This is a genomic window from Methylobacter sp., from assembly GCF_004322395.1.
Classification (GTDB): Bacteria; Pseudomonadota; Gammaproteobacteria; order Methylococcales; family Methylomonadaceae; genus Methylobacter_A.
This window is the reverse complement of record NZ_SCTW01000006.1, coordinates 1-25715: the sequence shown is the minus strand read 5'-3', so window position 1 is coordinate 25715 and position 25715 is coordinate 1. Positions and strand designations below refer to the sequence as shown.

The following is a 25715-nucleotide window of genomic DNA, read 5'->3' as shown; positions in this document are numbered from 1 at the left end:
GAACGAATGTGTCGTGCGGGTAGTTTTTTGATACTAAATAATGATACTATATAATCATGAGGCGGAAACATCTTAAAACCCTTGAGCTGATTTTTTCCAGACCGGCTTCAGCCAATGTGCGTTGGTCTGAAGTTGAGGCCTTATTGCTGGAATTAGGTGCACGTATTGAAGAGCGCGAGGGTTCACGGGTGTTAATACGGCTGTTCGGAGAGCGGCGGGTCTTTCATAGGCCGCATCCTTCACCTATGACCGATAAAGGCGCGGTTGCCAGCTTGCGCGATTGGCTGAATGACAACGGGGTAAAACCATGATTAATCAAATGACCATTAACGGCGTTAAAGCTGTAATTACTTACGATTCGGATATTGATCTGTTTCGCGGCGAATTTGTCGGGCTTAACGGAGGCGCTGATTTTTATGCCCCCGATGCAGAAGGTTTAAGACGCGAAGGAGCGATTTCGCTTAAGGTATTTATGGATGCCTGTCAGGAGGACGGCGTTGAGCCGTTTAAAGCCTATTCAGGAAAGTTTGTTTTGAGAATTCCGCCTGAGGACCACGCCGCAGTTACCCGAGCTGCTATTGCGTCCGGAAAAAGTTTGAATCAATGGGCGGTTGATGTGTTGAAACAAGCTGCCAATCAATAGTATTTTGCCGGAAACGCAAGTTCTCGCTGTCGTCCAAACAGGCTTATTTCGGCCTACAGGCTTCGCGTTTTATAACTATTTTTAGGCATGAACAAAATGACGACAACACTAACTACCAGAAAATCACAGTTCGCACTTCACTTGACCAACAAAGTTGGTGAGCTGAGTTATTTTCTGGAGCAGATCTCGAATATATGCGAACAGTCTAGACAGCGGTTTGAGTCAAAGGAGGGGCAAATTGATGGACAAGGACGACTATTGAACTACCAGTTTTCCGCTTTCACAGCCCTAGCTCAGACACTCAAAGATATTCTTCCAGTATTGACAGACAAGTCAGTAAGTTGGGGAGGTTTGGCGCATATTAGGCACATCGATTTTATCAAGCAGGCTCGAAACGCAATTACCCATGATGGAAATCCAATTATCACACTTTGGTCTGACGGTCGCTATTACGTCCCCTGCGACATATATAGAATAGATGACAAGGGTAAGGCTCAGATTGTACGCGCACCCACTTTGGTATCGGCTTGATCTGTTCCGAATTTACGTTCGATCTATCGGTAGAACTACTGAGAATCATAGAACCATTGGTTGATCAGCCGGAATTCTCAATTCCACCATTTGGTTTCGAATTTTTTGATCTGGCCATAATGCATCCGGCCGTTTCGGCTGAGGCGCGCCAGATTTATCTCTTATCCATAGCACCAAACCGACAAATACCGACTTCAAGCAGTATCAGTAATGCGCGCGACGCGCTAGAAAAACTGAAAGTCGAAAGCACAACGCGAATAGCGAATCAAACGGCACATTGATGCCTAATCCGCTAATCAACCGAACTTTGCTCGGCAAGCCGGTCAAAGCCGGTTATCAGCAACGTTACCAAAATAATTTCACTATCCGCTGTGGGTTGATTACGGGCGCCATGTAAACTGTGCGTACCATTGAATGCCGAAAGGTACGCGTAGCGTACCCTACGAGGATTTTATAGCCTTAAAGCCAATATCAGTACGGTAATAGACATTATCCCAATGAATGCCGTTAGCCAACGCATAGGCTCTGCTTTGGGCTTCTTTAATATCATGGCCTAAAGCACAAGCGCATAATACCCGTCCGCCAGTTGTAACCAAATCACCGCCGACTTGTTTGGTGGCCGCATGAAACACTTTGCTGTCTTCAAGCTCCTGATTAGGCAAACCGGAAATAACCGCGCCGCTTTGATAAGCATCGGGGTAGCCGCCTGCGGCTAAGACTACACCTAATGCGGCGCGTTCGTCCCAGTCGCTGCTGGTTTTTTCGAGGTTTCCGGCTAGAGCGGCCTCGCAAAGTTCCACCAGATCGCTTTTCAAGCGCATCATGATCGGTTGCGTTTCAGGGTCGCCGAAACGGCAGTTGTATTCCAGCACTTTAATAGTGCTATCGGCACTGATCATCAAACCGGCGTACAGAAAGCCGGTATACGGCAATCCGTCTTCGGCCATGCCTTTCAAGGTTGGCTCGATCACATCGCGCATGACCTTATCGTGTATTTCAGGGGTGACGACCGGAGCTGGGGAGTAAGCGCCCATGCCGCCGGTATTGGGGCCTTGGTCGCCATTGTCGCGGGCTTTATGATCCTGAGATGTCGCCATCGGCAAGGCGTGTTTACCGTCGGCTATCACAATAAAGCTGGCTTCCTCGCCGGCCAGGAATTCTTCGATGACGACGCGATTGCCTGCTTCGCCGAACACGTTGCCTGATAACATGTCTTCAACGGCGGCTATCGCTTCCTGTTCGGTCTGGGCGACGATTACGCCTTTTCCGGCTGCCAAGCCGTCGGCCTTGACCACGATTGGTGCGCCTTGTTGCTTTATGTAAGCGATGGCTTGTTGCTTATCTGTGAAGGATTGGTATTTTGCCGTCGGAATGTTGTGGCGGATCATGAAGTCTTTACAAAACGTCTTCGATCCTTCCAGTTGCGCGGCTTTTGCGGTTGGGCCAAAGCACTTGAAACCGGCTTCTTGAAACTTGTCGACAATGCCTAAAACCAGCGGCACTTCGGGGCCGACGATGGTCAGGTCGATAGATTCTTTCTGGGCGAATGCCAGCAGCGCAGGAATATCGTTGACCGCAATGGCGATGTTTTCAACAGAGGATTCCAGTGCGGTGCCGGCATTGCCGGGCGCGACAAACACCTTTTCGACTTTGGACGATTGCTTGGCTTTCCAGGCTAGGGCGTGTTCACGGCCGCCGCTGCCGACGATCAGGATTTTCATAATTAAAAGGCTAAGGGCTAAGGGCTAAGGGCTAAGGGCTAAGGGGAGATTTTTTGCCTTTCGCCCTTTGCCCTTCATCTAAAATTAATGCCTGAAATGACGCATGCCGGTGAATACCATCGCGATATTGTGTTCATCGGCTGCGGCAATGACTTCACTGTCGCGCATCGAGCCGCCGGGTTGGATGACGGCGGTGATGCCCGCTTCGGCAGCGGAATCTATGCCGTCCCTGAATGGAAAAAATGCGTCTGAAGCCATGGCTGAACCCGGAACATCCAAACCCGCATCGGCGGCTTTGATGCCGGCGATTCTGGCCGAATAGACCCGGCTCATTTGTCCTGCGCCTACGCCGATAGTCCGGCCGTTTTTGCAATAGACAATCGCATTGGATTTGACGAATTTGGCGACTTTCCAGGCAAATAGCAAATCGGCCAGTTCCTGTTCTGTCGGGATGCGTTTACTGACTATTTTGAGGTCGGATGCGCTGATTTCGCCGATGTCTTTGTCTTGAACCAGCAGGCCGCCGGCGACGCGCTTGAAATCGAGTGAAGCTTGGTTATCGCTATTCCAGATACCGCATTCCAGCACCCGAACATTTTGTTTTTCAGCCAAAGCAGTTTGCGCGGCTGCACTGACTGACGGCGCAATAATGACTTCGACAAATTGACGCTTGACGATTTCAGCGGCTGTTTGTTCATCCAGCTCCCGGTTAAACGCAATAATGCCGCCAAACGCCGAGGTCGGGTCGGTTTCATAGGCCTTGTCGTAAGCGGCAAGCAGGTTGTCAGCCTGGGCTACGCCGCAGGGGTTGGCATGCTTGACTATGACGCAAGTGGGTTGGTCGCTGAACGATTTGACGCATTCCAGTGCGGCATCGGCATCGGCAATATTGTTATAGGATAACTCTTTGCCTTGCAGTTGCTTGGCGGCGGCAATCGTGCCGTTGGCCGGTGATTTTTCACGATAAAACGCCGCGTTTTGATGCGGATTTTCACCGTAACGCATGGTCTGGTTGCGATAAAACTGCAAATTTAAAGTTTCAGGGAACTGGACGCCGTTATCGCCAGGGATGGTGTGTATGCCGCTAGTCTGTCGGGAACAGGCGCGGCGAATGCTGCCAAGATAAGTTGCAATCGCGGTGTCGTAATGGGCCGTGTACTCAAAGCTTTTTAGAGCCAGATTAAAGCGGGTTTGCTGGAAAAGTCCACTATTATTATTTTTCAGTTCGGTAACTATCGATGAGTAGTCGGCTGGATCGACGATGACCGCGACATCGACATGATTCTTGGCTGCCGCGCGGATCATGGTTGGGCCGCCGATGTCGATGTTTTCAATGGCCGTGGTTAAATCGCAGTCCGGATTGGCGACAGTCTGTTCGAATGGGTACAGGTTGACCACCACCATGTCGATCGGCTTAATGCCGTTCGCGGCCATCACCGCATCGTCTATGCCTCGACGAGCCAAAATGCCGCCGTGGACTTTAGGATGTAGGGTTTTGACCCGGCCATCCATCATTTCCGGGAAACCGGTGTAATCGGAAACTTCAGTTGCAGGAATATTATGTTCAGCCAGCGTCTTAGCAGTGCCGCCGGTAGACAGAATTTCGATGCCTAAGTGATGAAGCTCCAGGCAAAAATCCACGATACCGGATTTATCGGATACGCTGACCAGCGCGCGGGTGACTTTTTTGTTCATGCAGATCTCAGAATGAAAGAGGTGGTTTGGGTGGGTGGTTAAAACCAGCCTGGTTTGGCATTAGGACAGGCCGTAGAATTCCAGTTTTTTGCGCAAGGTGCTGCGGCTCAAGCCCAACGCTTTGGCTGCTTTGGTTTGGTTGTAACCTGAATATTCCAGCGTCGCTAGCAATAAGGGTTTTTCGACTTCACCGATGACCATCGCATGCAGGTCTACTGCGTCATGACCGTTCAAGTGCAAAAAATATTGTTCCACTGTCTGTTTAACATGCGCAGCTAACGGAATGGCGGCTGTTTTCTTGCTGTCTATGTTAATGATTTCAGCACTTTTTTGGGATGCGTTCATATATTATGCAGCACGGTCAATAGTTAAAAAATCAAATGCCGAATTAATCAGCGCTATTTGTTGGGATGGACATTGTGCTTGGTTGATAGCGCTTTGGGTATCCTGAACTACGGGCTCAAGATGCCTAAAATACCAAGCTATATGTTTTCTTGCTATTCTAACACCGCTCTCATTGCCGTAGAAGCTATATAGTTTGTCCAAATGATTCATAAGTGTGCTGTGTATGGCTGTAATTGTTGGTTTTTCAAGGTGTTTCCCGTGGTTAATAAAGTGACTTATTTGACTAAATAGCCATGGATTTCCTTGGGCGGCCCGGCCGATCATAATGGCGTCCGCACCGGTTGAATCAAGCACAAACTGAGCTTGTTCGGGTGAATCGATATCGCCATTGGCAATAACGGGAATGTTGACGGTTTGTTTCACTTTTTTAAGGGTTTCGTGTTCTGCCTGGCCGTCAAATTTACAGGCACGGGTTCGCCCGTGAATAGTCAGCGCGGCAATACCTGCATTTTCGGCTATTTGGGCGATTTCAACGGCATTGCGGCTCTGCAAGTCCCAGCCGGTACGGATTTTTAGCGTAACCGGAATGTCGACGGCATTAACGACCGCGTCAAGTATTCGCTTTACCAACGCTTCATCTTTCAATAACGCGGAGCCTGCGGCGACTGAGCAAACTTTTTTGGCCGGGCAACCCATATTAATATCGATAATCTGGGCGCCTCTTTGGGCGTTGAGTTTTGCCGCGTCGGCCATTTGTTGAGGATCGGTGCCCAGAATCTGTACGGAACGTATCCCGGTTTCGCCGTTATGATCTGTTTTTAACAGTGTTCTTTTATGCCGACGTAAGGCCGGATTGGACGCCACCATTTCAGACACCGCTAGGCCTGCGCCGAACTGTTTGCACAATTCCCTGAACGGGCGGTCGCTGATGCCGGCCATAGGCGCCAGAATCAGGTTGTTTTCAAGCTGATAAGAACCGATTTGCATAGGAAGGCTAAGGGCGAAGGGCTAAAGGCACAAAGGAGGCTTTTTAGCCCTTCGCCTTTTGCCCTTCGTCTATGTTATTTGTCTCCGTCTTCGTTCCAGATAGGGTTGTCGCGGTCTTCCGGTTCCAGTTTGGCATTATCTTCGGGATAAATATGCCAGAAAGACTTGTCGATCTTGGCGTTGCTATAGCCTTCTTTTTTATCGTGGCCGAACGGGCACCACCAGTTCTCAACGATCTTGACCATATAAGCATGCCATTCGAACAGGGCGACACTGTAAGGGCAGTACCAAGTGCAGTTCAGTATCCAGAACAGTTTTGACTGGGAGGTGCTGGCTTTGAACGAACCATGCATAGTGATTTGATTCTTTAAGGTATAGCGATGACTGGCTCGATCAGGCAGGAAGTCTGAGTAAGTCTTTAGGTTTTTAGCGCCAATCAGGAGCAAGTGCCAGTAAGTCATATAGGCGCTGGCAAACACAAACGGAAGGGTAGCTATGGGCATATAAACCAAAACCATACCAATGGCTCTTTGTACTACCGGGACTTTTTGATGGTTTTTGCCGATTTCAACGCGGCCGCAGGACTCACATGCTTTCATTATTTTTATATCCTCATTTTTTTGTTGTTAGTAGGGGGGTTATAGTCGGTTTGGCGTTATCCTTATTAAGTAACTGATAAATGCTCAGGCAACCGGCGCAGCAAAATTTTTGCTCGCCGTCACTCGTGGTCAGCGAAAATCCAGTAATTTCTACCGGTTGACCGCAAAGTACGCAGGGTTCTTTATCTTGTGCATTGACCATAAAAATCCCCCATATTTTACAAGCTTGAAGAGACAGAACAAAAAAAAGTTTTCAAGTATTCGGTCTCGAGAGCTGCCGGGTCTATCGGATGATCCGGCCCTTGTCCGCCGTCAGCAAAGAACACCAGATGACGATCGATATGCCGTCCCGACGAGCGTAAAATTTCGTGCAGATTTTCACGGCTCAGGTGATGGGAGCAAGATGCCGAGACTAGTATGCCGTTCTTGGCTAAAACTTGCAGAGCCAAATGATTCAGGCGGCGATAAGCTTCATAGCCCTGTTTGAAATCTTTCTTGCGTTTGATTAAAGCGGGTGGGTCGAGCACGACAATATCATAGAGCTGGTTTTCCACGCGGGCTTGTTTCAGAAACTCAAATACATCGCTACGCACAAAGTTCATTTTATCCTGAACCCCGTTTAGCGCCGCGTTTTCTCCGGCCAACGTCAGCGCGCTTTCCGAGGCATCGACGCAGGTAACTTCCGCGGCTCCGGCCATCGCGGCAGGAATGCCCCAAGCCCCTGTATAGGAAAACAAATCGAGCACCCGCTGGTTTTTTGCAATACCAGCCAATTGGGCGCGGCTGCTGCGATGATCGTAAAACCAGCCGGTTTTTTGTCCTTCCAGAATGTCTATTTTAAATTGAGCGCCATTTTCTTCAATGATCAGTGGTTCGGGAAGTTTGCCGTAGGCCAGTTCGGGTTCCAAGCTTAAACCTTCCTGTTGGCGCTGGCTGTTATCGTTTTTCAGGATAATGGCTTCAGGGCTCAGCAATTCATGTAGAACGGCAAACAGTATTTTCTTACGTTGCTCGATGCCGGCGGTGGTGATTTGCACTGACAATACCGGGCCGAAACGGTCGATGACTAGGCCTGGCAAGCCGTCGCTTTCGCCGAAAACCAGGCGATAATAGGGTTTGTCGAACAGTTTTTCTCGCAAAGCCAGTGCTGTCGTCAAACGCTCTTTAAAAAAGTTGGCACCGCATTTTAGGTTGGGTTTTCTGGACAAGAGCCTAGCGCATATCAAGGCTTGGGGATTGATGTAGGCGGTGCCCAATACCTTGCCGTCGTCGCTTTTTACCTGCACCAAGTCGCCCGCATTGAATTGTTCGAGCGGTGAACGTTTGATATCGACTTCGTTGCTGAAAACCCATAGATGGCCTTTGCGCAGACGTTTGTCTTCGTTCTTTTTTAAATAAATTTCAGGATGAGCCATATTAATCAATGAGTTTAAAAGTATAACCGCCGACTTTGGTTTTCAGTGTTGCGATGCTCAGGCTGATGACTGTGCTTGCATCCGGTTGCACTGACGACCCAACCTGCGTCTCAGGTAAATAATCTCGCGGCCGAAAAATCCGCCGGGCTGACGGGTTTCCAGCGTAGTCGAGCAAGGTCAGTTCGACATTCGGGTAAGGCTGTGCAAAAGCAGCCCGATTGCCGATAGTCGCCCTGAATAATCGGTTGCGGTCCGGTAATGCGGACAATGAACTCTGTAATACAATGAGCTCGTCCAAATTTTCATAGGCGGGCAGTTGGCAGCTCAATTGCCGGCATACTTTTTCAAGGCTTGAACGAAATACCGGGTTCCGGCTTATCGTAACGCCTTCAAAATACACTATTTGCCCAACAAGTATCAGTAAAGCAACAATCAGTCCGGCGCGCCAATAAGACTTGCCGGGTACGATCTCACGATTCCACGGCAAACAGGGCGGTTTAGCGCTTGACGCCTTCAAGCCTGATCCAGTCTTCCTGTTGCACCGGCGCGCTGAACGTTATGTGTTGCCGATAAGCGTTCATCACCGACTCGGCCTGTTCATGCAAGATGCCGGATAAAACCAACTGGCAGCCGGGAGCAACCAGGTTGCAAATTTGTTCCGCCATATCTATTAAAGGTTTTGCCAGTATATTAGCCAGCACTACGTCTGCCTGAAACGGGACAAACTGTTCGGGCAGATAACAAATGATTTTATCTTGCACATTGTTTTTCTGCGCATTGCTCTGTGTTGCAGTTATTGCCTGCGGATCAATATCCACTGCGTGAGCTTGTTTAGCGCCTAATAAGATCGCCGCAACAGCCAGTATTCCTGAGCCGCAGCCGTAATCGATAACGGTTTTGCCGGTCAAGTCGTGGCTGGCCAGCCATTCCAGGCATAAAGCGGTGGTCGGATGAGTGCCGGTGCCGAAAGCAAGTCCCGGATCGAGAGTCAGGCAAGCTGTGCCGGGTTCATACTGCTCTTGGTCGGTCGGGCAAACCCAGAGTTTATCGGCAAACTTCATCGGCTTATAGTATTCCATCCAGGCGCGTTCCCATTCTTGGTCTTCCACAACTTCATGCTGCCAGTTGCGCAATTGCTCGGACTTAAACTGCGCGTAAACCAGAGTTTTGATCAGCTCGGGTTCGGGGTCCAGTTCATACAGCGCAATGACTTCGGTGTTGCTCCATATTTTGGTTTCGCCGATAGCCGGTTCATAAACCGGCTCGTCTTCGGCATCCATGTAGGTGACGGACACTGCGCCGAGATTGTCGAAAAAATCGGCAAGCCGGGGGGCAAGGTCTTCATTGGTAATAACGGAAATTTGGTGCCAAGGCATGATGCGGGTTATTTTAGGTAGGGACGGGGGGGTTATTCACCACGAAGACACGAAGGACACGAAGTCTTAATTTTATTTATTCTTCGTGTCCTTCGTGGTGAGCTTTTAAATCTTTTTAATAAATCCCGAGCTTTTTTTCCAGATAATGGATATTTTGCCCACCCGCTGCAAAGGCGCTGTCATTCATAATATCGTGCTGTAGCGGAATATTGGTTTTAATGCCATCGATGATGATTTCGCTTAACGCCGTGTTCATACGGGCAATCGCGCTCTTGCGGTCTTCGCCGTGAGCAATCAGCTTGCCGATCATCGAGTCGTAATAAGGCGGTACTTTATAGCCATTGTAGATATGCGTCTCGCAACGGATGCCGGGGCCGCCGGGCATATGGAACTGGTCTATCGTGCCGGGACAGGGCATGAAGGTTTTTGGGTCTTCCGCATTTAATCGGCATTCAATCGCATGTCCTTGTATTTTTACCTGATCCTGGGTAATGGATAGCGGGAGGCCGGCAGCGATACGCAATTGCTCCTTGACGATGTCAAAACCGGTTACCATTTCGGTGACAGGATGCTCAACCTGAACACGGGTATTCATTTCAATGAAATAAAACTCGCCTTTTTCATACAGAAATTCAAACGTACCTGCACCCAAATAGCCTATTTCGACGCAGGCTTTGGCGCATCGCTCACCGATGGTTTTGCGCTGCTCTTCAGTGATGCCCGGAGCGGGGGCTTCTTCAACCACTTTTTGATGACGGCGCTGCATGGAGCAGTCGCGTTCACCTAAATGTATCGCGTTGCCGTGTGAATCGGCCATAACTTGAAACTCGATATGCCTTGGGTCTTCCAGGAATTTTTCCATGTACACCGTAGAATTACCGAAAGCAGTACCCGCCTCGGCTTTAGTCATCGAGATCGCATTTATTAAGGCCGCTTCGGTATGTACCGTGCGCATGCCGCGGCCGCCGCCGCCGCCGGCAGCTTTGATGATAACCGGATAGCCGATTTCCTGAGCCAGCTTCAAATTCTTTTTGTTGTCGTCCGGTAACGGGTCATTGTTACCGGGAACGCAGGGAATTCCGGCTGATAGCATAGCTTTCTTGGCTGAAATCTTATCGCCCATCATGCGAATGGTTTCCGCTTTCGGGCCGATAAAAATAAAGCCGCTTTGTTTTACTTTCTCGGAAAAATCGGCATTTTCAGACAAGAAACCGTAGCCCGGATGAATGGCTTCGGCATCGGTCACTTCGGCGGCACTGATAATAGCCGGAATATTCAAGTAGCTGTCAACGGATGCGGCAGGGCCGATGCAAACGGATTCATCTGCTAAGCGCACATGTTTTAGATCCCGGTCAGCTTCGGAATGAACGGCAACAACCTTGACGCCTAATTCTCGGCAGGCGCGTAAAATACGCAGTGCTATTTCGCCACGATTGGCGATAACGATTTTATCGAACATGAGTTCCCCGTTCTTGGTGTTATTCAATGATGAATAAGGGTTGGCCATATTCGACAGGTTCGGCGTTTTCAACCAGAACTTTAGTAATGGTGCCGCTTTTATCCGATTCGATCTGATTAAGGATTTTCATAGCCTCAATGATGCACAAAGTGTCGCCGACTTGAACCGATTGACCGACTTCGGCGAACACTTTAGTGCCCGGTGAAGCGGAGCGGTAAAATGTGCCGACCATCGGCGACTTAACCACATGCCCGGCGATTTTCTCTTCTGCAGGCGCCGCTGCCGGAGCAGCCGCGGCAGGTACTGTAGCAACAGGTGCAGGCGCATAGGCGACAGCAGCAGGAGCAGCGGAATAACGGCTGATGCGAATGGATTCTTCGCCCTCTTTGATCTCCAGTTCGGCAATGTCAGACTCTTCGATAATTTCAATGAGTTTTTTTATTTTTCTAATATCCATAGTTTTTAGTGTCTCTCGGCTAATATCTGATGAGCGGCCAGTAAGGCCAATTCGTACCCTGTTGCGCCTAATCCGCAGATAACGCCTTTGGCAATATCCGAGAAATAGGAATGTTTTCTAAAAGGTTCGCGTGCATGGACGTTTGATAGATGAACCTCTATAAATGGGATTTTGGTTGCCAGCAGCGCGTCACGAATGGCGACGCTGGTATGAGTAAAGGCTGCCGGGTTAATAATGATAAAATCAATCCGGGCTTGGTAAGCTTCGTGTATCAGTTCTACAATCTCGTGTTCTGCGTTGTTTTGATGAAAGTTAAGCAGATGTGTGAGTTCAGCTGCTTTTTGTTCGAGATGTTGCTTGATGTCGGCGAGGGTTTGATTACCGTAAATACCGGGTTCGCGAATGCCTAACAGGTTTAAATTCGGCCCATTTAGAACGGTAATTGTTGCCATCAATCTGCACAGTCGGTTGGGGGTTAAAAAGCATTATCAGCTGCTAATTTTGCCCAATTTATGGGATTTTGTCCAGATATTATGTTTTTAGTAAAAGATAGCAACTAAATTCAAACTGTTTGGAGTTCTTATACACAAACCGGCTGATTATAAAAGCTATTTGTATGTTGTCCGATCAAGTGAATTTAAAAGTATTTTATACATTGATTGGCTATTATCTTTGTAGTCGTTGACATGATTTTTTTGCAAGTATATAAACTGAAATCCGTAACATATTGTTGCGGCTCAACCAATGGAATTAGCATGAAAGCTCGAAATTTTAGCGGCACGTTGACAGTTATTGCATCGTTACTTATCGGATCGATTGTTACCGGTAATGCGATAGCAGAGGATTCGGATTATTCTTTTAAAGTGCACAATAATACCCGGTTCAAAATGACCAAGCTTCTGGTATCCGAGGATAAGAAGGACTGGGGTTATTTTGATATTGGGCAGGGCATTGCAGCAGGCGATAGCATGATGCTGGTTTGGGATTCCAGCACCAACGCGATGAAGGTTGCAATCAATATGTTAAGGCCGCCTATGCCGACGGTTCAGAATCCGAGGAGGCTAAATTTAATTTTTGCGAAGCTAATTTGGAATTGGAATTTTAAAAAATATGCTTCAAGGAAAACGTCAATCAGCTAAATCTATCGCTCTTTGGCACGCCATCAGTTTGATTTCTTTTTTAGTACCTGATGTTTGCAGTTATTCGAAATTTAGATTGCATTAACATTTTTATTGACGTTATTTGAACCGGGTTTTCGGACCCGAAGGGCGAGGCACAGGGAGGTATCGAGTGATCTCAGGGGCAAACGGGACAAAACCATCCTTACGTAACATCAGTTTTTAATACGTTGCGGAGATATATCTGGAAACGCTGTGTCTAAATCTAAATAGACGCTTTAGGCATAGCCGTTTCTGCGGAGTTCTGCTGCCAATATGTCCAACAATTTGTTTCCGTCCACAGGTTTACTCAAATAGCATCGAATACCCAGGCGTTTCGCTTCTTCTTCATTAATTGTCTCGCTATAACCGGTGACCAGAATAATCGGCAGTTCCGGCCTTATGGCAAGCACGGCACCGGCCAATTCAGCGCCGCTCAAATGCGGCATGGTCTGGTCGGTAAGAATCAGGTCCACATTGTCCGAATCAAGCCGAAAAGCGCGTAATGCCTCGGAAGGATCGGTAAAAACGGTAACCAGATAGCCTTGTTCCTGCAGCAGTTCCAGGTAATAGCTAGCCAAAGACTCTTGGTCTTCTACCACCCAAATGCGCCAGCTCTCTGTTATACGCGCGCTCGGCATGGAAAGTGGGGCTGCTGAACTGACCGCCTCTGCTTCCGTAAAGGGAAACAACAGTCTGAATGAAGTGCCTTGACCAGGGCCGGTTTCTATCAGTAAATGCGCATTGTTTTTTATGACGACCCCTTGCACCATACTTAAACCGAGCCCCGAGCCCTTGCCAATGTCTTTGGTCGTAAAAAAGGGATCGAAAATACGCTGCTGTATATTGGCTGGAATACCGTTACCGCTATCTTTCACTTCCAGGGCTACATAATCTCCTTCGATGATATTGTGGCAAATCGCGCAGGCTCTGTGTTTAACTTTGGCGCGCTCAAGCGTAATGTCGATACGGCCCTGTTCGCCAATGGCGTCGCGGGAATTAACGGAGAGATTAATTAACACCTGTTGTACTTCAATCGGATCAATCCGTACTGAAGGAACGTAGGGTTCGATGTGAGTAGCAACTTCAATGCCTGCCGGAATGGCAACGGACAACATGGCAACGGCTTTTTCCACCTCCGGAACCATGTCCAGGGGAACGCTTGCCACGGCCGAAGAAGTCCGGCTGTAAGCAAGCATCTTGGCAATCAGGTCGCGAGCCCGTTCGCTGGCGGAAATGACTTCGCCCAGATAACGGGCCAGTTTATCCGAGGGGTCGGATACGCACCGCTCCATAGCAAGGTTGGAGTAACCGAGAATGGCAGCCAGAATATTGTTGAAGTCGTGGGCGATTCCGCCGGTCAATTGCCCTAATGCTTCCATTTTCTGCGCTTGCTGCAATTGTTGCTCTAATAGCTTGCGCTCGACGATATCCCGTACCAGCACGATAATGTCGTCACTATCGGCAAGATTGGTTAGACGCGCTTCGTAATAACGCTCCGCACCGGATACCGTAAGCTGATATTCAAAAGTAATTATCTTGCCGCTACTTCGTTGCTCTCCGAGCTTAACAGCAAACAGCTCCGCCTGCGCAGGCGGCAAAATATCAATTACGCGCCGGCCAAGAAATTGTTCCGGAGGCACGTGCAGTTCACCCATGGCTGTTGGATTGGCGTGATAGCTGAGGATGGTTCCATCCGAGCCTAGATGGAAGTAGAAATCGGGTAAAGCGTCGAAAATGGATTTTAACTCACGGTCATGGCGGAGGCGGTCGGCTTCAGCCTGTTTGCGTGCGGTAATGTCGGCAATAGCCCCCAGAGTGCGAACTATCACTCCGTTTTCATCGCGAAGGGCGACTACGTTCAAATGCGCCCAAACTTCATGGCCGTCCTTGTGAATATAGCGCTTTTCAGCCGTGTATTCAGGCACCTCTCCGCGCGCCATGCGTCCCCAGTCTTCCATGTTCTTTTCCCGGTCATCGGGATGAGTGATCGTTTCAATGGTCTTGGAGAGAAGTTCTTTTGCGCAATAGCCGGTCATTTGGCAGAATTTCAAATTGACGCGCAAGAACTTACCGGTCACTGGGTCGGCTTCCGACATACCGATGGCGGCCGTTTCAAAAATCGCCCGAAAATTTTTCTCGCTCTCCTGTAACGCCTGTTCCGCCAATTTGCGCTCGGTGATGTCATCGTAGATGGAAACAACATTGTCATCGGCCAAACGATAGAGGTAGTTTTCCCGCCAGCCGGCAATGCGCCCATCCTTATAGTACTTAACAGGAAAATGTTCAGTCTGGCCTGTACGCCAGACCCGGCGCAACACATCGAGCAAGCCGGAATTAGCTGCGCCGGGAAAAAGCTCAGCCAGCCGTCTGCCTATAAATTCTTCCCGGGCCATTTTTTCAGTGCGTTCGGCTGCGTGATTGACTTCCAGAAAAATAAAATCGCTGCCGTTATCAACCGACTGGTAAACCACGCCGCAGGAGGTCATATTCTCGAACAATTGCCGGTACCGCGTTTGCTGGTGCTCGACTTCATGGTAAGGGGCCTGAATAGTAGTCACAAATACGGCCTGGTACAGCAGAAAATAACCAATTATTTTATAAAGATGGCCCAATACATTAAAAGCGTCGCTCGTGGTTTTGTATTGAGTAAAAAACACCTCGCTCATGATAAAGACCACAGCGGCGGCAAAAAAATAAGTTTTCAGGTTGTGGATATCCGCAGCATCGCAAGTACGCCGCCAAAAACGGCTTGCAGCAATAGCAAGCAGGCCGATAACGCCCCACTCACAAGCCACCTTAAAATGCGTTAAGCCTTGGCCTTCGATAAAGGTGCGCGGCAGAACCGATTCATGAAATAGCACTACCCAGTAGATTAGCAGCGTATACAGGCAATAGACCAACAACTGTACATAGCGGATTTGCGGTTTGCGTAGCGGGTCTGTAGACATGAAAGAGGCGATACAGAGTGCAGTCGCAACAGTCAACCTGGCCGCCAGCCAGAAAGCGATACCCTTTTCGGGAGAGGATGGCGTAACAAAATCAGGCATCCCTTTGTAAGACAGCGTATGGCCAAAATCCAGCAAGCCGGAGGCCAGCATCGCGCAACCCAGCAACGTTATGTTGGCGGAACGGGTTGGCGACAAACTGTGCCAAGTCACGCCAAATACCATCAATGCGACCAGAACCGAGGAAAATTCCAGCAAGGTATGCAAAGGCAGGAAGTCGCGCTGTGCCATCTCGAAATAAGTGCCGGGCGTCAAAAAAAACGCAATCGCCACAGCAGCCAACAATGCCAGCAACATCCAGTAACGATTCATATCCGCCAACATGCCCGATACGAAGAGGGTAATGCGCTTATCCATGAGCCACCTTTTCAAGCTGTTGGAAGATAAGGGGGTGTAGCCGAAATGTTACGACAAGTCGGCTTTCAGTAACCCAAGCAGAAATTTGGTGTCCAGCGGTTTGGCAATACAGATTTCCGCGCCCGCTTCAAGGATACGCTGCTGGTTTTCCGGGCTCGGATGGCCGGTCATCGCAATCACGCGAATATCGCTGGTATCCGGGTCGGCTTTGATCTGCCGGCAGACTGCGAATCCATCCAGCCCAGGCATCATCAAGTCCAACAGAATGATGTCCGGCTCGAAAGTATGCACTTTGCTGCCAACCTCGAATCCATCGACTGCGGAACTGACTATAAACGGCTCATCCAAGCCGGTCAGCCATTCGACGAGGAATCCGGCGACTTGTTTGTCGTCGTCTACGATCAGTATCCGCAAATCGTTACGTTTTGGCGCTGTTTTACACTGCTTGGCAAACAGCTCTACACTTTCGCGCAGAAAACGGCGGTGCCCGCCAGGCGTTGTCTCGGAAGGTAACAAACCTTTTTGAGCCCACGCACGCACAGTAATCGGCGACACCATCAATAGCTTGGCGGCCTCGCTGGGTGTTAGATAAGACTTATTGTCATTACTTGCCATAATGGAAAGATTCCTTATCGGTTAATAGAATTTTAAATTTAATAGGTCAAGGTATAGATCGATATTTAAATAGCTCGCGAAATTTGAGCGTATCAATTTCTTTTCTTGCCGTTATATAAGGGATATATAAGACTATTATATAATACATAAAGTTTAACTGGTCAATCGATTTTATCGAATATATCGTTTAAATCTATTAGGGCTCAAACTTGCGCCGACATTGATAATACGAACGTGCCCTCTTTGACGGCTCATTAGAAACTGATCGAAAAATCGGTCGAAAACAAAAATTGATCCTGCTTGCCGTTGCCGAAAGGCCGGTAGCGCCCTCCTGCCGAAATATTGCCATCGACCCAGTCATAACGAACGTTCGGGCGGATATTCAGCCATTTGACCGGTTTCCAGTTTAACCCGGCCGTGATCGCGTAATAGCTGGCGGCATTGCAAGTGCTGTTGTTAACTTGGCCGCCGATCGCATAACTGGTTCCGGCGCTATTGGTAGCGGCCGCCACGCGCGCAGGAGAGCAGACCCTGAATCCGTTTTGATCGCGGAACCATTCGGCGCGGATCCCCGCAGCCAAGTTATCCTTAATGTCGTAGGTCAAATGCGTGTTGACGCCGTACCATTCAGTATCTGTAGGTATACCGCCCAGCAATACGCCATTGGCATAGCCATGATCATGTTGCAAAACCAGGTGCGTTTTAGCGCTAATGTTGTGCTTCAACACGATACTGTATAAGCCCCAGGATTGGCTGCTTTGCTCTGAAGTACCGCCATAAGTACCGCTGATATTAGCGCTACTCACTTTATCGTCGCTGGTCCAGATAACGCCTGCCAAGCCGCCCCAATTACCCAACTGTTTATCCCAGCCGCCGTCCCAACCCCCGGTTGCACTACCGGTTACAGCGCCGCCCATAACGGACCAGTTTTTATCGACCGTATAGTTGCCCATCACACCGGTATGGGTGAACGGTTCGCCATATTGCATGGTGTAGGCATGGCTATAGAAAAAGTTGTCGGGAGCGGGAACTGTTTCGTAGCCGATCGGTGTATAGAAATGACCGGCCTTGATATTTAAGCCATTGCCGGCTGGCGCATAAATTTTGACGTACGCTTGGGGCAGGGCTATATCGTAAAAACGATTGTCGTTAGCGCCGAGCAGATTCAAGTCCCAATGGCTTCGGTTCAACGGCAATCCGGTATTCGCATCAAACGCAGGAACGCCGTAAGCCTGGGTGAAAATCGCATCAGTGCCGAACATGGCGTCGACACGTCCGCCGAAATCCCATGCGTCGCCTTCTGTCGCTACGGCGCGTTGTACGAACAAGTTTAATTGATTCAACTGGAATTCGCCGGAACGGTCGCCGAACGTAACGGGGCCGTTGAAGTTGTTGGCCGGGTTTGCCGCGTTATAGGTGATACCGGCATTGGCCCAGCCGCCGACCACTACGCCGTTATCTTTCAACAAATCGGTTTCGTTAATGGCAAATTCCGTAAGCGATTCGACCATGCCTGAATCTGCATAAACATGAGTTCCGCTAACGCTGATCGATAAAAGACTGCTTGCTGCCGCAATCATTGTTTTATGACTAAAGATTTTCATGTCAGTGCTCCCTTATATCAAGGCATCGTCAAATTCATTTATTGTCAGTGCGTGGGCATTCATCATCGGCCGCTGCCGTATGCCGCGATCTCATAAGCAATCCGGCCCAGCGGTAGCTCCTTGTGCACAGCGCCCAGTTTGGCCGCTTCTTTCGGCATGCCGTAGACCACGCAACTGTCTTCGTCTTGTCCCACGGTACGCGCGCCCATGTCGTGCATTTCCTTCAGGCCTTTGGCGCCGTCATCGCCCATGCCGGTCATGATGATGCCCAGCGCGTTCTTACCGGCGCATTTGGCGACCGAGCGGAACAACACATCGACGGAAGGGCGGTGGCGGGTGACCGGCGGCCCATCAACGATCTCGACATGGTATTGCGCCCCACTGCGCTTTAGCAGCATGTGCCGCCCGCCGGGCGCGATCAGCGCGTGTCCCGGCAGCACGCGGTCGCCGTTGGCGGCTTCGCGCACTTCAATCCGGCACAAAGTGTTCAAGCGGTCGGCGAACGCGCCGGTAAATTTTTCCGGCATGTGCTGCACGATTACAATGCCGGGACAGACCCGCGGCAGCGCGGTCAGTACCACTTCCAGAGCTTGCGTGCCGCCGGTCGAGGTGCCTATTGCGACCACCCGGTCGGTGGTTTCCGCCATGGCATGCGCACCGGCCGGAAGGATCGCATCGGCCGTTAATTTGCCCTGCACCGATACCGCGTTCGCTGTGCCCAGCCGGCGCAGGTTGGCGCGGGCGGCGGCTTTGACTGCGCTGATCAAGCCTTCCGAATCATCCTGTAAAAATTGCTTGAGCCCTGCTTTGGGTTTGGTGACGATGCTGACCGCTCCGGCCGCCAGCGCCTGCATCGTCGTTTCCGCGCCTTTTTCGGTCAGTGTCGAGCAAATCACTACCGGCGTCGGCCGCTCAGCCATCAGTTTTTTCAAAAAGGTGATGCCGTCCATGCGCGGCATTTCGACATCCAGCACGATCACGTCGGGCCATTGGCTTTGCATGCGCGCCATTGCGAATACCGGGTCGGAAGCGGCGCCGATCACGCTAATGCCCGGATCCTGAGACAAATTTGCTGTCAATACCTGCCGCACCACTGCGGAATCGTCGACGATCAATACCTTAATCTGCGTCATCCTAAGCTCCTGTCTATCGATTCATATTCGGTTAACGGTAATATCTGACTATGCCGGACCCATACTTCGCCGCTCCAGACTTCAAAAATTATATTGCGGTGGCCGAAATCGCCCAGGTACTCGGCTACACAGGTAAAGCCATAATGTTTGGCCAGCCGCCTCGCGGCTCCGATATTTTGCATGCCGAGCTGGGTCGTGTTGCCGTTTTTAGGAAACATATTGCCGCCGCCAAACAACTTGATCTGGTACTCCCGATAGGGCGCGCCGACGGTATCGATTTCCGCCAGCAGCAGGGCAATTGCCGCATCGGCAAAGCGCCCGTCCGGAGCAGGTCGATTGCCCGATTTATGCTCGCTGCCGCGTTCCGGCAGCATGTAATGGCACATGCCGCCGACCAACAACTGCGGATGCCAAAAAGTCATCGCGACGCATGAACCCAGTATCGTGCGGATGCGGGTATCCCGATCGGCGAAGTAATAGTCGCCGGGATGAAGAAATATATCCAAAGGATTCGCCGGCTTTACCATTTCAGAGCTTCCGGTAAACCGCCGGCTGTACCAGGCGTACGTCGTCGCTTATGCCGTTCAGCGTTTCGGAATGGCCGATCAGGATATAGCCGCCGGGACGCAACAGCGACAGCAGGCTCGATACAACCTGACGCTTGGTGTTCTGGTCGAAATAGATCATCACGTTGCGCAGGAATACCACGTCGAATCCGCCCAGTTTAGGCGGGGCTTCAGTCAGGTTATAGTGTATGAACCGCACGCGTTCGCGCAGTTTGCGCTCGATCAGTAACGTTCCTTCCTGAGTGCCGGTGCCTTTAAGGCAGTAGTTCGACAAATAAGGCTTGGGAATTTCAAGCATGCGCTCCAGCGGATAAAGCCCGGTGCGCGCCTTTTCCAACATCCGCGTACTCAGGTCGGAAGCGACGATTTCCCACGGCGCATTAGCCAATGCGTCATCCAGCAGCATCGCAATGCTATATGGCTCCTCGCCGCTCGAACAAGCGGCGCTCCAGATGCGAAAAGGCGTGCCGGGTTTGCGTTCCGGCAAAATGCGTTGGCGTAGAAAGTCGAAATGCTTGGGTTCGCGGAAGAAATGCGTTTCGTTGGTGGTCAATAAATCCACCGCTATTTGCAATTCCTCTGCGCTGTTGTCCGCGGTAATCATTTTGAAATAGTCGCCGTAGCTCGTAAGCCCGTAGTGCCTGAGCCGTTTTGCCAGACGGCTGGTCACCAGCGGCTTCTTGGCCGGCGACATATTAATGCCCGCGATGCGGTAGATCAAATCGCGAAATTGTGTGAATTCCTTGTCTTGCAACACTGCGGCAGCAAGATTAGGTTTGGTAAGTGCGTATGCTGTCATTTTTATTTATCCCCATTATTTTTATCGTTCCTACGCTCCGGCGCTCATCGTTATTTATAGCTTACGCAGGGACCCGAATCAGTTTGGCTGGCTGCACAAAGGCTCAAGGCTACTGCTGGAGTGCAGGCTTTGCCTGCAATCGCAAGCAAAGCTTGCACTCCTGATTACTCGTCCCCCGCATAGCGCGTGGAAACGAGGTAGAGTCACCGTTGCGCTGCTCATAGCAAGCCGGAGCCCACTTGTAGTTCCGAAAACCAATTGATGAAGCGATCAACGTCTGCGCCCTGGTAAATGGCGCCGTGTTGCGGGCAAAGCATGTCGATATCCATAACTGCTACCCGTTCGCACCACAGCCGCTTGGCTTCCGGCGATCCCATCCAGCGCTTGTGGAAACCTTCGGCATAGTGAATATGCCGGTCAAAATCTTTAACGAATAAAGCGTTCAACTCTTCCGGCAGCATTGCCGAACCGATATCGCCCGAGAACAACAGTTTTGCCGCCGGGTCGTATAAATTGAAGTTACCGGAGGAATGCAGGTAATGCGCCGGTACGGCTTGCAGTTTCAGCTTGCCGACAGCAATTACCGAACCTTCGTCGGGAATCCCGATCAGGGTTTGGTCGGAGCCGCCAAAATGCGGAACAAAGGTTGTCCATAAACGGCTCAAGTGGCATTTGAGTTCCGGTTTAAAATCCAGCCACAACGACAGCGACGAAATGATGTCCGGGTCCTGGTGGGATGCGAACAGCGCGCTTATATTCGCCGGGTCGAAGGCTTCGCAGATCGCCGCGAACACCATCGCAAAGATTTCCGAACCGCCGGGATCGGTCAGCAGTGCCGTGCTGCCGTCGGTAATCAGGTATTCGTTGGTATCGATCAGGTAATTAGGCCGCTCCGGGTCTCGGGCTATGGCAATCCATTGGTGTTGTCCGGATTGATAAATAATTGTCGCCTTTTTCATAACCCTGTCTCTGTCAATCGTGCTTCAAGTTTTTTAACGGTCTCGGCGATATTGCCGACAACCTCTTCCACACCTTGTGCAATCTGGCGCAATATCGGCGTCATCGCGCCTCCGTGAGCGGCCTCAATGCCGGCCGAACGGGCAATGACCAGGCCGGTGGCGCATTGTTTTGCAGTCCGTTTCATGGTGACCCGCAATTCTCGGAGCAGGTCTCTAATAAGCCGCTCCATTTCCTGTATGTCGGCTTGGCTGCGCGCGCATGCGGGGCCGATCCGCGTTTTTGCCAACTTGCCGTAAGTTCCGGTCTGGGTGAGCAAAACCACATTGCGCAACCGATGCCGCTTGGTTGCTGTGACCATCACTTGCCGGTAAATCAGCCTGGATAATCCCTGCATCGCAGCGGCCATCGTCTCGCTAAACATCCGCAGTTCACGCGCAACCACGTTGAATCCCACGGCATTAACGCCTGCTTGCCTGGCGACCAGCATCGCATTGGTTGCCGTCAGGCTGATGTTTTCCGCAGCGTAAACAATGCTTTTGATTTCCTCATTGATTTTTGCAATAGTTTTTAATTCGTTCATCGGCGCTTTGTGTTTGAGTCATTTATAAAAGTCACTGCGAATAACATCCTTTTATCGCCATCATGCAATACGTAATCCAAGGTTCGGCAATCGCGCTACGGCGGTAGGGAGATACCATCTTCCGATCGCAATGCCGTTAAGTTAAGGATGGACAGTTCCTTCTCCCTCAGGGAGAAGGCTAGGTTGAGGGGATCAAATAAAGCTTTTTGCCTTATTTTTATTCTCCTCACCCCGACCCTCTCCAACAGGAGAGGGAGCGTTTTTCTTAACTTAACGGCATTGCTCCCGATCGGAGATTTAACTAACGGCGTTAACTTTTCATATAGCGCGATGATTGTCCTGCCGGTAGAGCGCAGAGTGCTTTAATAAACAGTCCGCGCTCTTCGGGCCAAGTCATCCTGTCTGCGCCAATTCGGCAACCGGGCTGGAACTTACTCCGGCCAGCGACGCCATGTCATCCATCGACAACACATGCTGAATGTTCAGGATGATCACAAACTTGCCGTTGATTTTGCCCATGCCGGCAATAAAATCGGCGCGGATGTTGGTGCCGAAAGTCGGCGCCGGTTCGATCTCGCTAGCCGGAATCTCCAGCACCGCATTCACCGCATCGACCATCACCCCGACATTCTGGGTTTCGTCGCCCATTGTCACTTCGATGATGATGATGCAGTTGCGGCGTCCGATCGCAGTAGGCTGCTTGCCGAAGCGGGCGCTCAAGTCGATGACCGGCACCACGGCTCCGCGTAGATTAATCACGCCGCGGATGAAATCCGGCATCCGCGGTACTTCGGTCAGTTGTCCGTATTGGATGATTTCCTTGATCCGTAATATGCCGATGGCATAGGTTTCGCCGATCAACATGAAAGTCAGGTATTGCTGCTGTTCCTCAAGTTCCTGATTGTCGGCCATAGTCGGCAGTGTTTGTGCGATTGCATTCATGTCCGCCTCCTAAAATCTGACGAATTCGGCTTCGTTAGGCACTGCATGTCTCGCAACCGCCGCTTTTTTCAGCGCAGGTTTGAAGGGTTTGACGTTAGGCGCTTTAAGCGCCGCACCGGCAACATCTCCTACCGTGAAGAACGCCATCAATTCCTGTAGCTGTGCGGCCTGTCCGCTCATTTCTTCCGAAGTCGCGGCCAATTGTTCGGCCGAGCTGGCGTTTTGTTGGGTGATCTGGTTCAGTTGATCCATTGCCGTATTAATTTGACCGGCGCCGGCGGATTGTTCTTCGGAAGCCGCCGCGATTTCCTGCACCAAGTCGGAGGTTTTTTTGATCGAAGGCACGATGGTATCGAGCAGCTTTCCTGCGCTTTCGGCCATTTCGACACTGCTGCCGGCCAATTCGCCGATTTCTTGCGCGGCGATTTGGCTGCGTTCGGCCAATTTGCGCACTTCGGCCGCAACCACCGCAAAACCTTTGCCGTGCTCGCCGGCCCTGGCCGCTTCAATCGCTGCGTTCAATGCCAGCAAATTGGTTTGGTAGGCAATGTCGTCAATGATGCCGATTTTGCCGGCGATACTCTTCATCGCACTGACAGTTTCTTTAACGGCTGCACCGCCTTCCACGGCTTCGCTGCTGGCTTGGGTCGCCATGCCGTCGGTGACTTTGGCGTTTTCAGTATTTTGGCTGATCGAAGCCGACATCTGTTCGACCGAAGCGCTGGTTTCCTCGACGCTGGCGGCCTGCTCGCTGGTTGCCTGACTCATGCTTTGAGCAGTGGCGCTGACTTCTTCCGAGGCGCCGGACAGTGCATCGGCTGCACTGCGCACTTCACCGATCACGCCGGAAAGCTTGTCAATTGTGTTGTTGACTATGTCGCGCAATTCACTCAACTTGCCGCGATAATCGCCATCCACAGCACGGGTCAGGTCCCCGCGCTCCATTGCCGACAGCGATGCCATAACGGCATTTACCGGCCCTACGATGCCGTCCAACGTATCGTTTACGCCGGAGACGATTTTGCGGAAGTCGCCATGATGTTTATTGGCGTCCGCGCGAGTATCCAAGCGGCCTTCGACGGCGGCAGTCGATAGGGCGGTAGCGTCGGAAACCAGCGCCTGGATTGCAGTTGACATGCGCTTCATCGCACTCATCACGCTGCTGGTGTCATTCGCGTTCAATGCGATAGCTGAGGACAGATCGCCGACCGCTATTTTGTTGGCGATTTCGGCTACTACGGCCGGCTCGCCACCTAATTGTTGCAAGATGCTGCGCAATATCCACAATCCGAACAGCGCCAAGACGACCAGTAGGCCAAAGGCCGAACCCAGCATTATCGTTTTTGATGAGCCGACTTGCGTATCTCCGGCTGCCACGGCTTCGTTGCCATAGGTGATGTTCATGTCGATAATTTTATCGAGCGTGGATTCCGCTTTGGCAAACAACGGTCTTGAATCGTAAAGTTGTTGATAGAGAACAACGAACAACGCTTTCTGTTTTTGCTCGTCGGTGTTCTTGCTCAGCGCCGTGATGGTCTCGTCGAGTTTTGCCTCGATCGCCTTCCATGCATTCCAGTCCTTTATGAATTGCTTCCATATTTCGGCTTCTTCGGCAGTTTGCGGCAGCGGCTCGTAGATTTTGAACCCTTCGTCGACGCGTTGCCACACTTCGCTTTTTTCTTTTAATACCTGGGCAAACTGGTCTTGCGCTTTGTAGTCGTTCTCATATTGAGCGGCTTTGCGGTCGTTTGAACGTAATGCCGTTTGCGCTTCGTTGATAATTTCCAGGCCGAGCACTGACGGCATCCGGTTTTTACCCACTTCGGACAACGAGGCCGAGGTATTTTCCAGTCCTATCCATCCGACCGCACCAACCAGGATCAGCGCCGCTAAAGACACTGTCAATAAACCTATAAGTTTTGCTTTTAGCGTCCAATTATTCATGATTGTCTTCCCCAAAAATTATTATTTGTTTAACAAAAAAGTAGGTTGATAAAGAAAAACGCTTTGGCCTCCTGCTTTAACAACCTACATACTGCTTGAGCACTCTATTAACTTGTTACTGCAACTCCCGCCATCTTCCGGCTCTTCTCGCGCTCTATCCGAGCAACTACTCTCTCGACACATCAACTCATGCGATACCGCCGCCTTGAATGAAATCCATCCGATACGGTCATTCCGCGGATGATCATGCGTGAATGAGCTGAAAACATAGCGATTAAGCCGCTCGTCCCGACATGTCCGGCACCACAGGATCAACCGACCGGAACTATAAAAATACTTGTCAAAAATTATTCTTGACCACGTACAGCCGAAGATCTTGGTGAAGAGTGTAGCGATTATATCGATTTAGTCAATCGTTTTTATCGTTTTGATCGTTTAAATCATTATTATCGAAAATGTCGTTTTTTCTCTAATTGATCGACATTACCGTTCGTTGTCTTAACATATTGAAATAAATTAATTATTTTTCGGTTAATGGTGTGGATGTTGAAAAGAAGATTGATGGAAAAAATTTTTGAATGGCGTCAGGTTTGGCAATGAATGCCGAACAAGCTTCCTTATTTTGATTTTCCTCTCGGCAACTGCTCCCTGCGCCTCTAGAGCATTTCTTTGTTAATCAAAAACATAGCCAGAATTTTTTAAAATAAATTGTCTCGTTCCCACGTGCTACCAAGGAATGCCGTCTGGGATGCGTTACGTTGTGATTTAAGGAGTCGCTGCCGCGACACTTGCTTGAATCGGGGTCTCGCCCCCGAAGGCGAG

General features: G+C 50.4%; 25 protein-coding genes. 3 read left to right on the top strand and 22 right to left on the bottom strand.

Going from position 1 to position 25715, the window contains the following annotated elements; all coding sequences use genetic code 11:
- Positions 1 to 56: 56 nt before the first annotated feature.
- Positions 57 to 311, top strand: coding sequence for a type II toxin-antitoxin system HicA family toxin (locus EPO18_RS00485; RefSeq protein WP_292429004.1), 255 nt, complete (start codon positions 57 to 59; stop codon positions 309 to 311).
- Entirely contained in the window at positions 308 to 643 is a 336-nt protein-coding gene (locus tag EPO18_RS00480; RefSeq protein ID WP_292429000.1) for a type II toxin-antitoxin system HicB family antitoxin, read from the top strand. The genes EPO18_RS00485 and EPO18_RS00480 overlap by 4 nt, the downstream gene beginning before the upstream one ends.
- Positions 644 to 1614: 971 nt before the next feature.
- Here EPO18_RS00480 and purD read toward each other — a convergent pair.
- The 12 genes from purD to aroQ all read right to left on the bottom strand — a co-directional run bounded on the left by purD (position 1615) and on the right by aroQ (position 11680).
- The gene (gene purD, locus EPO18_RS00475) at positions 1615 to 2895 is read right to left on the bottom strand and encodes a phosphoribosylamine--glycine ligase (protein ID WP_292428997.1); all 1281 of its coding nucleotides are present in this window, start codon (positions 2893 to 2895) and stop codon (positions 1615 to 1617) included.
- Between the two features lie 84 nt (positions 2896 to 2979).
- Positions 2980 to 4590: a bifunctional phosphoribosylaminoimidazolecarboxamide formyltransferase/IMP cyclohydrolase gene (gene purH, locus EPO18_RS00470; protein WP_292428994.1), complete on the bottom strand. Its 1611-nt coding sequence runs from the start codon at positions 4588 to 4590 to the stop codon at positions 2980 to 2982.
- A gap of 60 nt (positions 4591 to 4650) precedes the next feature.
- Complete coding sequence (locus tag EPO18_RS00465) at positions 4651 to 4935, bottom strand: helix-turn-helix domain-containing protein (protein WP_292428991.1); 285 nt, start codon at positions 4933 to 4935, stop codon at positions 4651 to 4653.
- A 3-nt stretch (positions 4936 to 4938) separates the two neighbouring features.
- Positions 4939 to 5922, bottom strand: a complete 984-nt coding sequence (gene dusB / locus EPO18_RS00460) for a tRNA dihydrouridine synthase DusB (RefSeq protein ID WP_292428988.1) — start codon at positions 5920 to 5922, stop codon at positions 4939 to 4941.
- Between the two features lie 74 nt (positions 5923 to 5996).
- Entirely contained in the window at positions 5997 to 6521 is a 525-nt protein-coding gene (locus EPO18_RS00455; RefSeq protein ID WP_292428985.1) for a hypothetical protein, read from the bottom strand.
- Positions 6522 to 6534: 13 nt separating this feature from the next.
- Entirely contained in the window at positions 6535 to 6723 is a 189-nt protein-coding gene (locus EPO18_RS00450; protein WP_292428982.1) for a heavy metal translocating P-type ATPase metal-binding domain-containing protein, read from the bottom strand.
- 16 nt (positions 6724 to 6739) lie between these two features.
- Positions 6740 to 7936, bottom strand: a complete 1197-nt coding sequence (locus EPO18_RS00445; RefSeq protein ID WP_292428979.1) for a class I SAM-dependent rRNA methyltransferase — start codon at positions 7934 to 7936, stop codon at positions 6740 to 6742.
- 1 nt (position 7937) lies between these two features.
- Positions 7938 to 8453 (bottom strand): DUF3426 domain-containing protein, encoded by a 516-nt coding sequence (locus EPO18_RS00440; protein WP_292428976.1) that lies wholly within the window; start codon positions 8451 to 8453, stop codon positions 7938 to 7940.
- Positions 8434 to 9312 carry a 50S ribosomal protein L11 methyltransferase gene (prmA, locus tag EPO18_RS00435; protein WP_292428973.1) on the bottom strand — a complete coding sequence of 293 codons (879 nt, stop codon included), beginning with the start codon at positions 9310 to 9312 and terminating at the stop codon, positions 8434 to 8436. The genes EPO18_RS00440 and prmA overlap by 20 nt, the downstream gene beginning before the upstream one ends.
- A gap of 115 nt (positions 9313 to 9427) precedes the next feature.
- Positions 9428 to 10771 (bottom strand): acetyl-CoA carboxylase biotin carboxylase subunit, encoded by a 1344-nt coding sequence (gene accC, locus EPO18_RS00430; protein WP_292428970.1) that lies wholly within the window; start codon positions 10769 to 10771, stop codon positions 9428 to 9430.
- A 19-nt stretch (positions 10772 to 10790) separates the two neighbouring features.
- Positions 10791 to 11228, bottom strand: coding sequence for an acetyl-CoA carboxylase biotin carboxyl carrier protein (gene accB / locus EPO18_RS00425; RefSeq protein ID WP_292428967.1), 438 nt, complete (start codon positions 11226 to 11228; stop codon positions 10791 to 10793).
- A gap of 5 nt (positions 11229 to 11233) precedes the next feature.
- Positions 11234 to 11680 (bottom strand): type II 3-dehydroquinate dehydratase, encoded by a 447-nt coding sequence (gene aroQ, locus EPO18_RS00420; RefSeq protein WP_292428964.1) that lies wholly within the window; start codon positions 11678 to 11680, stop codon positions 11234 to 11236.
- 303 nt (positions 11681 to 11983) lie between these two features.
- Between aroQ and EPO18_RS00415 the strand changes: the two genes are divergently transcribed.
- Positions 11984 to 12367: a hypothetical protein gene (locus EPO18_RS00415; protein WP_292428962.1), complete on the top strand. Its 384-nt coding sequence runs from the start codon at positions 11984 to 11986 to the stop codon at positions 12365 to 12367.
- Between the two features lie 257 nt (positions 12368 to 12624).
- Here the strand turns inward: EPO18_RS00415 and EPO18_RS00410 are convergent, their stop codons facing one another.
- From EPO18_RS00410 to EPO18_RS00365, 10 genes are all read right to left on the bottom strand, one after another.
- Positions 12625 to 15750 carry a hybrid sensor histidine kinase/response regulator gene (locus tag EPO18_RS00410; protein WP_292428959.1) on the bottom strand — a complete coding sequence of 1042 codons (3126 nt, stop codon included), beginning with the start codon at positions 15748 to 15750 and terminating at the stop codon, positions 12625 to 12627.
- A 48-nt stretch (positions 15751 to 15798) separates the two neighbouring features.
- Entirely contained in the window at positions 15799 to 16365 is a 567-nt protein-coding gene (locus tag EPO18_RS00405) for a response regulator (RefSeq protein ID WP_292428956.1), read from the bottom strand.
- Positions 16366 to 16619: 254 nt separating this feature from the next.
- Positions 16620 to 17969, bottom strand: a complete 1350-nt coding sequence (locus EPO18_RS00400) for a porin (RefSeq protein WP_292428953.1) — start codon at positions 17967 to 17969, stop codon at positions 16620 to 16622.
- Between the two features lie 62 nt (positions 17970 to 18031).
- The gene (locus EPO18_RS00395) at positions 18032 to 19102 is read right to left on the bottom strand and encodes a protein-glutamate methylesterase/protein-glutamine glutaminase (RefSeq protein ID WP_292428951.1); all 1071 of its coding nucleotides are present in this window, start codon (positions 19100 to 19102) and stop codon (positions 18032 to 18034) included.
- Complete coding sequence (locus tag EPO18_RS00390) at positions 19099 to 19608, bottom strand: chemotaxis protein CheD (RefSeq protein WP_292428950.1); 510 nt, start codon at positions 19606 to 19608, stop codon at positions 19099 to 19101. The genes EPO18_RS00395 and EPO18_RS00390 overlap by 4 nt, the downstream gene beginning before the upstream one ends.
- 22 nt (positions 19609 to 19630) lie before the next feature.
- Entirely contained in the window at positions 19631 to 20467 is an 837-nt protein-coding gene (locus EPO18_RS00385) for a CheR family methyltransferase (RefSeq protein ID WP_292428947.1), read from the bottom strand.
- A gap of 218 nt (positions 20468 to 20685) precedes the next feature.
- Entirely contained in the window at positions 20686 to 21426 is a 741-nt protein-coding gene (locus EPO18_RS00380) for an oxygen-binding di-iron domain-containing protein (RefSeq protein WP_292428945.1), read from the bottom strand.
- Positions 21423 to 22007: a hypothetical protein gene (locus tag EPO18_RS00375; RefSeq protein WP_292428942.1), complete on the bottom strand. Its 585-nt coding sequence runs from the start codon at positions 22005 to 22007 to the stop codon at positions 21423 to 21425. Before EPO18_RS00375 ends, EPO18_RS00380 begins: the two co-directional genes overlap by 4 nt.
- A 393-nt stretch (positions 22008 to 22400) precedes the next feature.
- Complete coding sequence (locus EPO18_RS00370; RefSeq protein ID WP_292428939.1) at positions 22401 to 22949, bottom strand: chemotaxis protein CheW; 549 nt, start codon at positions 22947 to 22949, stop codon at positions 22401 to 22403.
- 9 nt (positions 22950 to 22958) lie between these two features.
- Positions 22959 to 24893 (bottom strand): HAMP domain-containing methyl-accepting chemotaxis protein, encoded by a 1935-nt coding sequence (locus tag EPO18_RS00365; protein ID WP_292428936.1) that lies wholly within the window; start codon positions 24891 to 24893, stop codon positions 22959 to 22961.
- Positions 24894 to 25715 lie beyond the last annotated feature (822 nt).